Raw genomic sequence first — 14,351 nt, 5'->3', positions numbered from 1 at the left:
CCGAGGTGCTCAAGTACAGCTGGCTCAAGCCGGAACAGGCCACCGAGGCCATCCGCACCGGTGTCGACGCCGGTGCCAGCCGGGTCTGCCTCGTGGCGTCGGGCCGCGGCCCCTCGAACCGTGACGTGGATCGCGTTGCTGGGATCGTGGAGCAGATCGGTCAGGACCATCCCGAGGTTGAAGTGTGCGCCTGCTTGGGCTTCGTGGACGAGGAGAAGGCCAAGCGGCTGCAGGAGGCCGGCGTCGATGCCTACAACCACAACCTCAACTCCGCAGAGACGCACTACGACGAGATCTGCTCGACGCACTCGTTCGCTGATCGCGCCGACACTGTCGGTGCCGCCAAGGCTGGTGGCCTTTCGCCGTGTTCGGGGCTCATCGCCGGCATGGGGGAGACCGACGAGCAGCTCGTCGAGGTCGCTTTCGCATTGCGGGAGCTCGGTGTCGACTCGGTCCCGGTCAACTTCCTGCTGCCGTTCGAGGGCACCGAGCTCGAGGGGCATCTGCACCTGACGCCGCAGCGCTGCCTCCGCATCCTTGCGATGGTGCGCTTCGTGAACCCCGACACCGAGGTGCGCGCCGCCGCCGGGCGCGAGTACCACCTGCGGAGCCTGCAGCCGCTCGCCCTCGAGATCGCCAACTCGATCTTCCTCGGTGACTACCTCACCTCCGAGGGTCAGGACGGGCAGGCAGACCTCAAGATGATCGCCGACGGTGGCTTCGTCATCGAGGGGCAGCAGCCCGAGGGGGTCGAATCGGCGACGGGCGATGACGATTCGGTTCCCGAGGTTGCCATCCGACGCCGTGGAGCCGGTACCGAACTGGCTGCCAACGCCTGATGCATGTTCGATGACTGATTCGGGCCAGGTGTACTGGCCGGGGATGCTGGTCAAGCGCGAGAGGAGCGGCCGGTTCCCGCAGGCCGTGTGGGGTCTGTGAAGGTTGTAGTAGTGCAGCCAGCCACCCAGCTCGCCGCGTCGTTCGGCTTCGGAGGCGCGGCAGCGTGCGTAGGTCCAGCCATCGGCCAGAGTGCGGTGGAAGTGTTCCGCCTTGCCGTTGGTCTGCAGCCGATGCGGGTGGTGGAGGCGGTGATGGGGGCTGCGCCCTGTGGTGCAGCCCCCGTCGGTTCGGTTTGTCAGTTGTCGTCCGTGTCCTCGTTGTTAGGCACCGAAGAGGTAGTTGTCTCGGTAGGCGTTCCCTGCTCGGTCTGGGGCTGGTCGTCGTCGGGGACGATCTGGGCTCCGCAGCAGTTGCTGTCCTGCTTGCGTGAGGTGAAGAAGTCCTTGAGTCCCATGGTTGTTTGTTCTCCTTGTGAGGTTGGAATGTGGTGGTTGGGTCAAGCGATCAGTGGGATGAGATAGCCAGCGGCAATGGCCGTACCGATGACAGTGACCACGAAAGTGACCACCAGTCGGGGCTTAAACATGGCGGTGAGCATCGAAACCTCGGGGATGGAGGCTCCGGCGCCGCCGATCATCAGTGCGAACACGGCGCCGAGCCCCATCCCGGCCGAACTGAGGGCCAGGCCAATCGGCAGCATTGTCTCGATCCGCACGTAAAGCGGGACGCCAAGGATGGCGGCCAACGGTACGGCCCATGGCTTGTCGTCGCCGGCGACCGCGACGAGTTGGTCCTGGGGGACCAAACCGTAGATGCAGGCGCCGACCGAGACGCCCAGCACCATCGGGACGAGCAACGGTCGTAGATCGGACCAGGCCTCGCCGAGTGCTGGTCGGATCTCATGTCGCAGTCCTGCCCAAGGACGGGATGTTCTGTCGTCGCCGACGACCTTGACTCGCTTGATCTGGCTGGCCATACCGAGTCGTTCCCACACGACAGGGGCGAGCAGGGACCATGCGGCGGTGACTGCCGTGTAGACCAGTGCGATACGCCAGCCGAACAGCAGCACCACCCCGGCCACGATGATGGGATCCAGTAACGGTGACGAGATCAGGAAGGTCATCGACGTCCGAAATGCCACTCCCGACTTCAACATCCCAGCAAGCACCGGCAGCGTCGAACAGGAGCAGAACGGCGTGATGGCCCCTAGCAGCAACCCCTTGACCGGGCCAGGAAGGTGCCCATCGGCCATCCAGCTCTCGATCCGGTCCGGCCCGAATCGCCGATTCGCCAGCGCGACGAGTACCGAAATCAGCGAGAACAGGACGAGCAACTCGACCAAGATCAACCCGAAGGTCTGTGCCGCATGAATCACCGCGCAGCACCCTCGGGCGATGCTTCGTTGTCCGCAGTGGGGACAGTGCAACACGCCTTCTGGCCCTCTGGAGTGAGAGTCGCCAAGTGAGCGAGCCACTGCACCGGCGCCGCCAACTGCTCACAACACAGCTCGTAGATGTTGGACCGCCCCTCGGCTCGCACACTGATCAGCTGGGCTTCCCGCAAAGCCGCCACATGGTGGCTCACCAGCGCCTGGCTCAACCCGGTGGCCTCCTGCAACTTCTTGTTCGAGCACGCCCCCGCCGCAAGCGTCAGTACGATCATCAGTCTGTTCTCGTCTGACAAAGGCTTCAACAACGGAGCAAGCATCCGCGCGTGATCCCGCGCCGACAGGTCCGTGCGCGGCAGGGCGACATCCAATGAAACGGTCATGCCCACACAGTACACAAGCACTCATTTGTGAAACAAGTAGGCGCTTGTGTGTAGATCAACGTGTCCGGCCAGTACAGCTGGGGGCTCGACCGCCTCGCAGACTTCAGGCTCGGTGCTGCTCATGCGCCGAGCCTGAAGTCTGCTTGTTCTGGGTGATGGAGGTCTCCGGGGTAAGGGCATGGAAGCTTCCGAGTTCGTCTCCTACGTGCGTCGGACCGAGGTGCCTAGAGTGCTGATTGTCCGCACCCCCAACCCCCAGGACGCATCATGAAGACACACCTGCGCGTCGTGCTCGCGACGCTCGTCAGCACGGTGCTCCTCGCCGTGGGGCTCGGAACCGCACATGCGGCCGAGACTCTCTCCGTCGAGGAAGCGATTGCGAACAACACCGGGAAGGCCAGTGTGACCGGCTATATCGTCGGTGAACCACAGTCCAGCGATTCGGTCGTCCACGACAACTTCTCCAACGATTACGCCTTTGCCCTCGCCGACGACGCAGAGGCCACCGATACCGACTCCATGCTCTACGTCCAGCTCCCCAAGGGCCTGCGCGCCGAATGGGGTCTGGCCTCCAACCCCGGCCTCATGGGTCAGCGTGTCACCGTCACCGGTGACCTGACCGCCTACTTCGCCCATGCCGGCGTCAAGAACACCACTGAGGTCTCGGACGGTTCGACGCAGCCGACGCCGACGACTTCGCCGGAGCCGAGTGAGACGCCCGAGCCGACGCCGACTGCGACTGCTGAGCCGACGCCGACGACCTCGCCGGAGCCGAGTGAGACGCCCGAGCCGACGCCGACCGCGACTGCTGACCCCACATCGGATCCGACCGGTTACTGGGCCGAAGCGAACGGCAAGGAGGGGGCGGAGCTGAAGGCTGCTGTGAACCAGATCATCTCGGGGCACAACGAGCTCAGCTACAAAGAGGTCTGGGATGCCCTCAAGGAGACCGATGCCGACCCCAACCAGTCCGGCAATGTCCTCCTCCTCTACTCGGGACGCTCGCAGTCGGCCAGCAGCAACGGTGGCGGCGCCGATGACTGGAACCGTGAGCATGTCTGGGCGAAGTCGCACGGTGACTTCGGCACCGCGATGGGGCCCGGCACCGACATCCACCACCTGCGTCCCACCGACACCACGGTGAACTCGACGCGCTCCAACAAGGACTTCGACAACGGTGGCGAGCCGGTGGACGAAGCTGAGGACTGCCTCACCGACGGGGACTCCTTCGAGCCCCGTGATGAGGTCAAGGGTGATGTGGCGCGCATGATCATGTACATGGCCGTGCGCTACGAAGGTACCGACGGTGAGCCTGACCTTGAGCTGAACGATCAGGTCGACAACGGAAAGGCCCCCTACATGGGCAAGCAGTCGGTGCTCCTCGAGTGGCACGCCCAGGATCCGGTTGATGACTTCGAGCGGAACCGCAACGATGTCATCCAGGACTGGCAGGGCAACCGCAACCCCTTCATCGATCACCCCGAGTGGGCCGGGTCGATCTTTGCCTGACCCCATGTGACGGCGGCGCCGATCCTGGCGTCTGCACTGAAGGAACTGCCCCCGCTCATCAGAGCGGGGGCAGTTCTCGTACCGGACGAGTTTGGCACCGCAGGCCAACACCGGCAGAGAACTCTTCGTAGAGTGTGGCGCATGAGCAGTCAGCCACCTCAACAGGGGCAGGGTCCGCCCGATGGGTTCGAGTGGCTTTTCGGCCCCCAGGCCCCCAGCTCCCAGGGCTCTTCCCATGGGCCTGGTCAAAACCCTTCTGGCCCGGTCGAGTCCGGTTCGGAGCGACCGGCCCCCGGACTGCCCAACCCTGACCTTCCCCCTCGTGCCCACGACTCCGCCGACACCGCGAACCAACCCGCCATCTTCTTTCCCGGGGATGAGCCACCGGCGCAGCCGCCACCTGCTGGTCCGCTTCCGTCACCTGGTGGTCCGCCCCCACCGCCCGAGGACCAGGAGCCCTCGAAGTCCAAGGGCGGCAAGGGGCTGATCATCGCCGGAGTGCTGGGGCTCTGGGCCCTCGTGATCGTGCTGGCATTGGCGCTGTTGCTTCCCCGTGGCGGTGAATCGGCGGATGAGCCCACCGATGGCGTTGTGACCGAACCTGCGGCGCCGTCCATCGAGCCGAGCGCCTCCGTCGGCGCAGACGAGCCCACCGAGGCCTCACCCACATCTTCGTCGAGTGGGGCACCCACACCGAGCCCCGAACCGGCAGTGGAGACACTCCCGTCCGGCAGTTGGATACTCGTTCTCGATTCCCTCGACAAGCGCAAGTACGACCTTCGTGAAGCCAATATCGAAGCCGAGATCCTCTCCGGTTCGTGGCACGTCGAGGTCCTCGACAGTGACGCCATCGCGGGGCTCAATGGTGGCTACTGGGCTCTTGCCGTCACTGGATTCTCGGGCCGTTCCGACACGACGAGAGCCTGCGAAGACCTCGGCCGCTCGGTCGGTGGCAGTTGCTATCCGCGTCAGGTGGCGTGATGTCGCCGCGCTGGTGGACGCTGCTCTGCCCTGGCGGTGGGTATCGCCGGTTTTCTCAAGGCGTCAGTGGGCCGGGCGGTTGCTCCGAGACACATCGGTGAGTTCGTCACCGGGGGCGTTCTCGGCCTTGTCGATGTCGATCTCCCGGCGGTCACGGTTCGTGGCCGTCACAGCGGCGACGCCGATCGCCGTGGTGACAGGAACCGCCAGCATCAGAGCGATCGAGCCGACGAGCGTCCGTACGATCTCGGCGGCGAAGGTCTCGGTCTGGATCACTTCCCACACCGGGCGCTGATAGACCGAGAGCAGCAGCATCACCGCGAGCGATGCACCTGTCGCGGCGAAGGCGATCGTGTACACCGTGGAGGCGATGTGGTCGCGACCGATCCGCATGGCCCGGCGGTACAGGCGCTTGGCGTCGGGTTTGCCGTCGGTGGCGAGCTCCCAGACCGCGGAGGCCTGGGTGATCGTGATGTCGTTCAACACGCCGAGGCTGGCGATGATGACACCACAGATGACCACTGAACTGAGGTGGAGATCGGGTGCAGAGGTGGAGAGGATGACGTCATCCTCGGCACCGGCGCCACTCAGGTGCGCCCACTTGGTGGCCACGAAACCCAACCCGGCGCTGAAGAACAGACCGAACAGGGTTCCCAGTAGAGCCGTGGTCGTCTTCGCCGTGAATCCATGGGCCAGATAGAGCACCACGAACATGATGGCGGAGGAGCCGATGAGGCCGATCCACAGTGGATTCGAGCCGGAGATCAGAGCCGGGAACATGAACTGGACCATGATGAACGCCGCGAACGCCAGCCCCAGGAGTGAGGCGAAACCACGCCATCGTGCGATGACCACCACAATGACCGCGAAGATCAGGGTGAGCACGACCAGCGGCGTCGTGCGTTCGAAGTCGGCGAACGAATATTGCGGCGGACCGCCTTCGACGGGGACGCGGAAGACCGTGACCTTGGTCCCCTCGGTGACGCCGGATGCGTACACCGGTGCGGTCATGGTGATGTCTTCGACGACCTGACCCTTCTCCGGGCCTTCGAGAATGCGCACCTTGGCGTTGCCGCAGACCTGCTCACGTGTGGGGTCGGAGCTCTGCCCGGCGATGCCGTCACAGTTGACCTGGGTGACCTCGGTGACGACGGCGGTGGGGATCTCGAGTCCTGGAACCGAGAACGTGGATTGGTCGGTCCGCACATGTTCCTCGGAGTTCGAGGGCCAATAGAACAGCAGACCGGCGATGGTGAACACGGCCACTGGAACGAGGAAGACCACCATCATCATGAGCGCGCGACGTTGACGATTGCGCTGCTCGGCGGTGAGTGGTGCTGGAGCCCCATGGGAGTGTGAGTGCGACAAGGTGAACCTGGTTCCTGTTTCGACGGTGACCCGCTCAGGGTAGTGGCCCGTTCGAGCGGTTCCAACTGCGGAGCGTTATCATTTTGAGACTTTTTCTGGGTCGTGTCCAGCCGGCGGGTGACACAACGGTGTGGCCCCTGGCCGCAAGGCCCGACGGTATGGACCTGGCCGCAAGGCCCCACGTTATGGCCATGGCCATAACGAGAGCGCCCAGTCCGACTGCGGTGGCCAATCGGTTGACGCGAGCAAGATCCTCGACGCAAGGCGGTGGGCCGTCGCCGAGGGTGCCTCGATCGTCCACGCGTCCGCCGTAGCTGTTGCAGCCTCCGAGCTGCACACCCAGGGCGCCGGCGAAGGCTGCTTCCACCGGCCCGGCGTTGGGGCTCGGGTGCTTGGCGGCGTCCTCGCGCCAGGCGCGGAGTGCGCTCGTGGGGCGCCCCCCGACGATCGGGGCCAGGGCCGTGGTGAGGATGGCGCAGAGCCGCGACCCGATGAGATTGGCGGCATCGTCGAGTCGAGCGGCGGCCCAACCGAACCGGAGGAGGCGTGGGGAGCGATGCCCCCACATGGCGTCGAGGGTGTTGCTGGCACGGTGCCCCAGAAGTCCGGCGATCCCGGCGCTTCCGCCCCAGAGCAGCGGAGCGACGACGGCATCGGAGGTGTTCTCGGCGATCGACTCCACCGCTGCACGAGCGAGCTCGGTGGCGTCGAGGTCGTCGGGGTCACGGCCCACGAGATTACGGATGCGCACGCGGGCACCGGCCAGGTCATCGTCGGTGAGGAGGTCGGAGATCGCATTCCCCTCGGCCACGAGGCTCCGGCCTCCCAGAACGATCCAGGTGGCCAGAGCCGTGGTTGCGATGCGGGCCACCGGTCGTCCACGGGTGGCGGCGTCCAGCGCGGCGCCGGTCAGAGCACTGGCCCCGATGAGAGAGAACGCAGCCACGGCACCGCACGTGCGGTCATCGCGATGGAAGCGGTTCTCGACCATGGTTGCGACGGTGCCGAACCACGCGACCGGATGGTGTCGCCGGGGATCACCCAGGAGCAGATCGGCTGTGTGGCCCAGTGCGAGACCGCATGCGCGGGCTGTTGCGTTGTCCATGCTGCGGCTCACAGCGTGAGCACCCGGCCTGCGACCACGAGATGCACCTCATCGGAGGCGGTCGCGACGGTTTGATTGGCACGTCCCAGCCAGTCGGCGAAGATCCGGCCCGAACGATGCTCGCTGACCAGTCCCCAGCCCACTTCGTTCGTCACCACGATTCCCGTGGCTGGGCCCTCCGCCCAAGCATCTGCCAACTCAAAGATGCGGTCCTCGAGCTTCGAGCGCCAGCTTTCCTCCGGTGTGTTCCAGGCGTCGAGGCGGTCGAGGGTCGTGGTCAACCATGTGCCGAGACAGTCGAACAGCACCGGGCCCTCGCTGCGAAACAGGGGAGCGACATCACAGGTCTCGATGGTTCTCCAGGCCTTCGGACGGCGGCGCCGATGGAGAGCGACCCGAGCGGCCCATTCGGGATCCCGCTCCGGATCGGCTGGTTGTCCCGGGGCGATGTAACGCACGGGCTCGGCGGTGGGGAGCAGGTTTTCGGCATGCGTGGATTTACCGCTGCGCACGCCTCCGGTGACGAGGATCTTCATGGGGCCTTCCGGTCGGACTTGTCCATTTCCTACCAGTGGATTCTCGGGCCATCGCATGGGGGCCCGAGTCGTCGGGCTCTGCGAAGAGGCTTCGAGATCGAGTGGGAGGTTGTGGACACATGATGATGCGCAGGAGGGCCCGAGCAGGGCGATGCCGACCGGCTCAGAGGGCTGTCCATCCCACGAGCAGCACGGTGAACGCCAGCTCGATGGCGGCGCCCATCACATCGCCGTTCACCCCATCGAACCGGCTCGAGGTCACGGCAACGAGCCCCGCCACGGCGAGCCAAGCCATGATGGTGACCACAACCGCCCACGGGTTCACCAGAGCGAGAAGCGCCGTGCCGGCCATGAGCACGGCCAGGGCCAGCGCCGGGTGGACCGACCCGGCCACCAGAGCCCCCAGCCGTGATGCTGGCATGGGCCGCACACCGTGACGGCAGACGATCACGACAGCACACCGTGAGACGAGTACAGCCGCGCCCACCGCTGCCCAGGAATCTCCTGGGAGGATGTGGGCCAGTGAAGCCACCTGTGCCATGAGACAGAGCGCGAGCGCCACTGCACCCATGGGGCCCATGTCTCCACGATGCAGAATCTCGGTCGCCCGTTGTGGGGTCCAGCCACCACCGAGGGCATCGGCCACATCGGCCACGGCATCGAGGTGCATTGCCCGCGTGCCGATGGCCAGGGCCGCGACGATGAGCACGGCCAGAACGGTTGGCGGCAGCGGGAGAAATGTCATGCCGACCACGGTCACGGCAAGCGGCAGCACTGCCAGTGGGGCCAGCGCCATGGCGGCTCCGGCGGCCCGGCGGTCGGGATCGAAGTTCCCCACGGGGATCACCGTGAAAGTCGCGACCGCCCACTTCAGTGGGGTCACGACCTGATCTCCTCCAATGCCGCGATGAGTGCAGAAGTGATCTGTTCACCGCGAACCGCCAAGCGCATCCACTGCGGCCCGAGCCCACGGAAGGTGTCGCCACGCCGTGCGGCGAATCCGGCTTCGCGAAGCTTCAGACGTACCGCATCGGGGGCATCCCCGGACGCGGTCCAGGCTGATGTGTCCACCAGAACGAAGGGGGTCTTGGGTGATCCGGCGACGGGAAGCCCGATGCGGGCCAACTCACGCACCAGCAGGTCACGGTGCCGCCCGATCACTTCGGCGGCTTCACGCACCTCTTGAGCGGCAGCCGGGGTGCTCGTCGCCTCCATGGCTGTCAGCGCCGGAGTCGAGACCGACCAGTGGGTCTGCTGCGCCTCCATCGCCGAGATCAGGGACGGGTCTCCGGCGACCCACCCGGCACGCAGACCGGCGATCGACCACATCTTCGTCAACGAGCGCACCACCAGCAGATCCCGCATATCGCTGTCCAACACCGATTCCGGCTCGCCGGGGACGAAATCCATGAAGGCCTCGTCCACCACGATCGTTCGCCCCGGGCGCCACAGCGCGGCGAGCATCGACGCCGGGTGCAGAGCTCCGGTCGGATTCGTGGGGTTGCCCACGAACACCAGGTCCGCATCGTCCGGCACGAGTGCCGGGTCGAGTATGAAATCCCGCAGCACCACATGCTCCACCGGGCGCCCGGCGGCGCGCATCGAGGCCTCGGGTTCGGTGAACTGTGGATGCACCACCACCGGACGGCGTCCAGGGACCGCGCGGGCGATGAGCGTGAAGGCCTCCGCGCCTCCGGCGGTCGGCAGCACCGAGGCCTCGTCGAGCCCATGGTGTTCTGCGATCGTCCGGCGGGCTCGAGATGCGTCGGGGTAGGCGCCCCACCTGTGCGCTCCGTCCAGGATCGCGTCAAGCAACCACCGGGGTGGACGCTGGTCTCGCACGTTGACGGCCAGATCCACCAGGTCCGGGGCCAGGTCATCGTCTCCGTGGTGGTGCAGGAGAGTCACCACTCGATGCCCTTCTGGCCTTTCTGGCCCTTCTGGAAGGGGTGTTTCACAAGTGACATCTCGGTCACCAGATCGGCGGCGTCGGTGAGCTCGGGCGGGGCATTGCGGCCGGTGATCACCACGTGCTGGTACCCGGGGCGTTCCTGGAGCGTCTGGACGACATCGGTGATGTCGATCCAACCCCACTTCAGCGGGTAGGTGAATTCGTCGAGCACGTAGAGGCTGTGTGTCTCGGCGGCCAGGCGGCGTTTGATCTCGGCCCACCCCTCGGCGGCGTCGGCTGCGTGGTCCTCCTCGGTGCCGCTCTTGCGGCTCCAGGACCATCCCGAGCCCATCTTGTGCCATTCGACGGGGCCACCCTGCCCGGTGGATTCGTGGAGTTCCCCCAGAGCATTCAGCGCGGCCTCTTCGCCGATGCGCCATTTCGCGGACTTCACGAACTGAAAGACCCCGATGCTCCAGCCTTGATTCCATCCACGCAGTGCCAGACCGAACGCGGCGGTCGACTTCCCCTTGCCCGCGCCGGTGTGGATCATGAGGAGCTGCCGGTTGCGTCGTTGGCGGGTGGTCAACCCATCATCGGGCACGACTTCGGGTTTGCCTTCGGGCATGGAAGCCTCCTTGGTTCACGATCTGGCGGACGGTGGTGCCGCAACGCTATCGCTCATGGCCGGGCCCTGTGCCGCAGGTCGGCTCGTGCTTCCTCAGGGCAGTGCCCGGAGCGCCCAAGGCAACAGCAGGTTTCAGGAAAACAGCAGGCCCCCGGGGCATGAGCGCCGGCCGGGGGCCTGTGTCATCAGGGGGCTTACCGAACTACGGAAGCTTGCCAAGCAATATAGACCGTGTTCGACCCCGAATGCCACCGCGACGCACTCTCGAGCGGTGGTGAAACCTGAGATGATCACCACAGGTGGCCGACCAGCGTGAACCAAGCACCAGAGAGTGCGCACAGCGCGGCGAGCCAGCCGAGGAAATGTGTTTCGGGAACATGATCGGACGCATCGACGCCCACGACAGCGCGGGCCAGTGCGACACGGGTGGGGGAGAGGATCGTGAAGACTCCCGACAAGGTGTTCTGGGTCGCCAGAGCGCTCAGGGGTGATGTTCCGAGCGCCGAGGCCGCCCCTGCTTGGCTGGCGGCGAGCATCGAGTTGGACCCGGCGACCGTTCCGGTGACGAGGCCACTGAGGCCGGCGAGCGCGGCGGAGGCGAAGGGAAACAGCGGTCCGGTGTTCGACAGTGCCGAGCCGATCGCGCTGCTCATCCCGGTTGCGGTGAGCAGGGTTCCGAGGATGACGAACCCTCCTGTGCCGAGCCCCACGGGACGCCATGCCGCCAGCGCACGACGGAGGGTGGGGGCGATGTCGCCGCGCGCTCGACGCAACCGCAGGGCAGCCACGACGCTGGCGACCACCAGCCAGAGCGAGCCATGGGTGGGCAGGGCCGCCCAACCTGTCCATCCCAAGGTGCGCGCCAGCAGGGTCGATACGACAAGGCCGGTCACCAGGACCATGTAGGGGGTGAGGGCTCCACGGGTGATCGCATCCAGCCGGGCTCCGGAACGCATCATGATCATCGACGTGGTCATCACCGCCAGTGATGAGAGGGCACCTCCGAGCGTGTGACCGAGGAGCCAACTCGACAGGATCAAGGTCCCGGACTGCACCACCGTCAACACCAGGGCCTGCACGAGGTTGCCCGGACCAGGGCGGCGCCCGGTTCCGAGTCGCAGTGCCACCAGGGCGGCGAAGAGCGTCAGTGGAGCGGCGAACAGTGCAGAGCGCATCCCGAGATCGGAGGGGTGGACGCCACCCAGATGCGCGGCGATCAGGGTTCCGGTGGCCAAGGCACCCCATGTGGTCAGGTAGAGCCCGAGTAGGCCCAGCGCCAGCGACCGGGCACGGCTGAAGCCCAGATGCTGCAACAGTGGGATGGCCACCACAGCGCCCAGCCCGAAGCCTGTGACCGATTCGGCGAACGGGGTCACCCCGAGCACCACGAGCAGGATCACGCGGTCATGTTCCCCGGCGCAGACGGTCCCCACCCACTCGGCGATGCGCTGTTGATCACCACTGGCATCCAGTAGTCGTGACAGGGTCACTCCGCCGAGCAGGATCACCAAGACTTCGGTGAGCGTCGGTGCGAGGTCGATACCGGCTTGCCGAAGCTCGGTGAGCGGCGTCTTGAAAACGGTGAGCGTCAGTGCCGCGGCGGTGAGCAGGGACACCGCCGCAGCACGAGGGGCCGACCAGCGCGCGACCATCGCGGCGATCGCCGCCAGTAATGGCAGCGCGGCGAGGAGTGGGTACATACGCGCGTCAGTTGCCGGAGCTTCCGGTTTCTCCGCTGGTGGACGACCCGTCGTCGTCTTGGGCGGCCTGGGTGATCTGGTTCGCAGCGGTGCGGGCCATCTGGCTCGACGCGGTGTCGGTGCGGGTCACCACGGCGAAGGCGACGTCCTCGTTGTAGCCGACGGCCCATGCGCGCTCGCCGTCGAAGCCGACGAGGGCGCCATCGGCACCGGAGATTCCCGACGCCGCACCTGAGGCGCCGGCCTCCATCAACTCACGGAGAAGCTCGGATTCGTGAGGGGTCAGCGGAGGCTGTCCGTCTGGGGTGGGCTTGGCGTCCCCCAACGTCCAGGGCACGATGATGTGTCCGCTTTTGATCGACGCCGCCATCGATGCCATCCCCAGTGGGGTGACACGGAGCTGTCCACCGCGTCCGGCGAGGGCTTCGGCGACGTCGCCTCCGCTTTGTCCGACCTCCACATCGCCGAAGTCGGTGGGCACACCGAGGTCGTGGTCGACCCCGACGCCAAGGCTGGCCGCAGCGTCATTGATGGCCGCTCCGTCGACACGGCCGAACTGTGAGGCGGCCGCAGTGTTGCACCCGTAGGCCATGGCCTGCTTGAGGGTCGTCTGACTGGCGGATTGGGAGAGATCGGATTCTTCGATCGTGCGGCCTTCGGCATTGAACTCGTCCTTGCACTCGACCTCCGCCTCCATGTCGACGCCCTTGCGGATGAGAGCCAGTGCGCTGATGGGGGAACCGGCGGCCTCGGGGGAGAACGGTTCGGTGAGTGAGTCGCCGTTCGCCCGCGCGGGGCCCTCGCTGTCGCCGACGGCGAGGATCTCGCCGGTTCCGGGCCGGACGGCGACCACCGAGGTGGGGCGATCGAACTCGGTGAGGACGTTGTCGACGGCCTTTTGGATGTTCCCGTCGATGGTGGTCTGGACGTCCTGGCCTGCTGCCTCGGGGTAATCGGCGAGCAGGTCGTTGTTGTCGGGATCCACGTGCCCGACCGCTTGAGTACGGGGCACGAGGTACACCTGCGTCGATCCCTGGCCGCGCAGATGGGCATCGCGGGCACGTTCCAGCCCCGAGCGGCCGACCACCGAGCCGGGGGTGACATTGCCCGAGGACGTCATCGCCTCGTCGGGCGTCGCCGTGCCGAGGCGACCGGCGAGTGCCTGGGTTGATCCGTTCGCGGGGGCCACCGGAAGGTTCACCGGATCGGACACCACACCGGGCATCTCCGCGAGTTCGGGCGGCAGGGCGTCACCACGGGCGGTGCCGAGCATGACGGTCTCGCCCTTGCGCTCGTTCGCCTCCTTGGTGAACTCCTCCGGATTCACCGACATCAGCTCGGCGAGCTGCCGGGCCGAAGCGTTGACATCGATGCTCGGATCGCCGGTGTTCAGGCCCACGAAATGGGCCGGTCCGGTGACGGTGAGGCCGTAGCCGTCAGTGCCGAGGATGTTGCCCCGGGTGGCGTCGGTGGAGGTGCGCTCGAGTCGTGATTCGGCGTCGAGGGAGGAGTTGATGATCTTGGGATCCCACAGGACGCGCCACTCGTTGTCGATGAGCTGCAGCGTGGCCTGGGTGCGGTACTTCCACGGCGAGGAGAACTGCCACGTGGTGTCGAGGGAGACCGTTGCCGACGTCTCATACGGTTGGACGTCCGCCACCGTCACCTCGGGGTGCAGTCCATGCATCCCCTCGAGGATCTCGGCGGCGTCCCCGGCGGCGTCGCCGGTGGTCCTGACGCGGCTGAAGTCGCCGGTGGTCAGGGCATCGGCGAGAGCCTCCGCCGCTGGTTCGACAGGAGGGACCTCGGGCTCGGTCTTGGCGCATGCCGTCAACAGCATCGCCACAGCGATCACGCCCGGCAGCGCTGCACGCATGTGGATCCTCCCCGTACTTGTTCCCTGCGATCCGGCCCACGGACGTGATGGCCACGTGGTCATCGCGGCGTCAGTGGGGCCTCCCCATGGTAGGCGTCTCCGTGACCAGATGACGACGCGATCACCGTGTGGCGTTGAGCGGGGGAG

At 66.3% G+C, this 14,351-nt stretch carries 14 protein-coding genes and 1 pseudogene; 3 read left to right on the top strand and 12 right to left on the bottom strand.

Features of this window, described 5'->3' with window-relative positions:
* A partial coding sequence (gene bioB / locus FB460_RS06710) for a biotin synthase BioB (RefSeq protein WP_142093251.1) occupies positions 1-839 on the top strand: 839 nt, incomplete at its 5' end.
* 30 nt (positions 840-869) lie between these two features.
* Here bioB and FB460_RS06705 read toward each other — a convergent pair.
* The 4 genes and pseudogenes from FB460_RS06705 to FB460_RS06695 all read right to left on the bottom strand — a co-directional run.
* Positions 870-1,076, bottom strand: a pseudogene (locus FB460_RS06705) (integrase core domain-containing protein); the annotation flags it as partial.
* 59 nt (positions 1,077-1,135) lie between these two features.
* Entirely contained in the window at positions 1,136-1,294 is a 159-nt protein-coding gene (locus FB460_RS13030) for a hypothetical protein (protein ID WP_170209872.1), read from the bottom strand.
* A gap of 42 nt (positions 1,295-1,336) precedes the next feature.
* Positions 1,337-2,215 carry a permease gene (locus tag FB460_RS06700; protein ID WP_142093250.1) on the bottom strand — a complete coding sequence of 293 codons (879 nt, stop codon included), beginning with the start codon at positions 2,213-2,215 and terminating at the stop codon, positions 1,337-1,339.
* On the bottom strand, positions 2,212-2,610 hold the full coding sequence (locus FB460_RS06695) for an ArsR/SmtB family transcription factor (protein WP_142093249.1): 399 nt from the start codon (positions 2,608-2,610) through the stop codon (positions 2,212-2,214). The genes FB460_RS06700 and FB460_RS06695 overlap by 4 nt, the downstream gene beginning before the upstream one ends.
* Positions 2,611-2,877: 267 nt before the next feature.
* Here FB460_RS06695 and FB460_RS06690 point away from each other — a divergent pair, with 267 nt between their 5' ends.
* Both FB460_RS06690 and FB460_RS06685 read left to right on the top strand, forming a co-directional pair.
* The gene (locus FB460_RS06690) at positions 2,878-4,119 is read left to right on the top strand and encodes an endonuclease (RefSeq protein ID WP_142093248.1); all 1,242 of its coding nucleotides are present in this window, start codon (positions 2,878-2,880) and stop codon (positions 4,117-4,119) included.
* 141 nt (positions 4,120-4,260) lie between these two features.
* Complete coding sequence (locus FB460_RS06685) at positions 4,261-5,100, top strand: hypothetical protein (protein WP_142093247.1); 840 nt, start codon at positions 4,261-4,263, stop codon at positions 5,098-5,100.
* Between the two features lie 63 nt (positions 5,101-5,163).
* Here FB460_RS06685 and FB460_RS06680 read toward each other — a convergent pair whose 3' ends face one another.
* The 8 genes from FB460_RS06680 to FB460_RS06645 all read right to left on the bottom strand — a co-directional run bounded on the left by FB460_RS06680 (position 5,164) and on the right by FB460_RS06645 (position 14,204).
* Positions 5,164-6,468, bottom strand: coding sequence for a YibE/F family protein (locus FB460_RS06680; protein WP_142093246.1), 1,305 nt, complete (start codon positions 6,466-6,468; stop codon positions 5,164-5,166).
* Between the two features lie 34 nt (positions 6,469-6,502).
* A complete protein-coding gene (locus tag FB460_RS06675) occupies positions 6,503-7,573 on the bottom strand; it encodes a cobalamin biosynthesis protein (RefSeq protein ID WP_142093245.1) in 1,071 nt (356 codons plus the stop codon).
* A gap of 8 nt (positions 7,574-7,581) precedes the next feature.
* Positions 7,582-8,109 (bottom strand): bifunctional adenosylcobinamide kinase/adenosylcobinamide-phosphate guanylyltransferase, encoded by a 528-nt coding sequence (locus tag FB460_RS06670; protein ID WP_142093244.1) that lies wholly within the window; start codon positions 8,107-8,109, stop codon positions 7,582-7,584.
* 163 nt (positions 8,110-8,272) lie between these two features.
* Positions 8,273-8,992, bottom strand: coding sequence for an adenosylcobinamide-GDP ribazoletransferase (locus tag FB460_RS06665; protein ID WP_170209978.1), 720 nt, complete (start codon positions 8,990-8,992; stop codon positions 8,273-8,275).
* A complete protein-coding gene (gene cobC / locus FB460_RS06660; protein ID WP_246044260.1) occupies positions 8,989-10,017 on the bottom strand; it encodes an Rv2231c family histidinol phosphate aminotransferase CobC in 1,029 nt (342 codons plus the stop codon). The genes FB460_RS06665 and cobC overlap by 4 nt, the downstream gene beginning before the upstream one ends.
* Positions 10,014-10,628, bottom strand: a complete 615-nt coding sequence (gene cobO / locus FB460_RS06655) for a cob(I)yrinic acid a,c-diamide adenosyltransferase (RefSeq protein ID WP_142093241.1) — start codon at positions 10,626-10,628, stop codon at positions 10,014-10,016. The genes cobC and cobO overlap by 4 nt, the downstream gene beginning before the upstream one ends.
* A gap of 290 nt (positions 10,629-10,918) precedes the next feature.
* Positions 10,919-12,328, bottom strand: a complete 1,410-nt coding sequence (locus FB460_RS06650; RefSeq protein WP_142093240.1) for an L-lactate permease — start codon at positions 12,326-12,328, stop codon at positions 10,919-10,921.
* A gap of 7 nt (positions 12,329-12,335) precedes the next feature.
* Positions 12,336-14,204, bottom strand: a complete 1,869-nt coding sequence (locus FB460_RS06645) for a penicillin-binding transpeptidase domain-containing protein (RefSeq protein ID WP_170209977.1) — start codon at positions 14,202-14,204, stop codon at positions 12,336-12,338.
* Positions 14,205-14,351 lie beyond the last annotated feature (147 nt).

The sequence above is a fragment of the Propioniferax innocua genome, from assembly GCF_006716235.1.
In the GTDB taxonomy this organism is placed as follows: Bacteria; Actinomycetota; Actinomycetes; order Propionibacteriales; family Propionibacteriaceae; genus Propioniferax; species Propioniferax innocua.
The sequence above is the reverse complement of the archived record's forward strand: the minus strand, read 5'-3'. Positions and strand labels throughout refer to the sequence as shown.